Origin of the sequence: Bacillus sp. GbtcB14, assembly GCF_019091205.1 — a bacterium.
Lineage (GTDB): Bacteria > Bacillota > Bacilli > Bacillales > Bacillaceae_G > Bacillus_A > Bacillus_A cereus_AG.
The window spans coordinates 1-561 of sequence record NZ_JAGXJT010000063.1 but is presented as its reverse complement, the minus strand read 5'-3'; the positions used below and the strand labels follow the sequence as shown (position 1 = coordinate 561).

Here is a 561-nt window from a genome sequence, read left to right as displayed (position 1 = left end):
GCCTACTTTATTTAGTGCCCTATCGCCTAATATTGTGGTAGCTATTTGTGTTAATCCATAGGTAGTCAATTCTGTACGACTCTCTGCATCTCCCTCTATCATTTCTCGTTTTATTTTATTTGAAAATGCATGCCACATATTTTTTGCAGTTTCATCCAAATGGAAAAGTGCATAGGTTACATTAATAAAAGTTCCTATGTCCATATTACTTAAAGCTATTGCGGACTCGATTTCATCACCAATAGCTTTCCCCGAGCCTCTTTGAATAGCTTCCCACATCTTTTTCGCTGTTTCAAACGTGCCAACTATACCGTCTGCCACATCGTCCCAAGCATTTCTAACCGGAGATTTCTCCTCAATTATGTTATTTGTTTCTATATCTTTAATTGACTGATCATTTTTTCGGGCTGTTTCTTCTATAATCCCCTGAATAGAACTCACCCAATCCATATTCAATCCTTGTGTACTAAACGTCCCACTCACAGGACTAAATCCTTTCCCGCTTTGCACTTCAGCGAGTCCGGCTGTGATGCTAGCTGCTAATTGGAGGGCGGTGCTGTA

The 561-nt window shown here is 40.1% G+C and carries 1 pseudogene; it reads right to left on the bottom strand.

The annotated features are described in order from the left end of the window. A pseudogene (locus tag KVT31_RS29345) lies at positions 1 to 561 on the bottom strand (cytoplasmic protein); the annotation flags it as partial.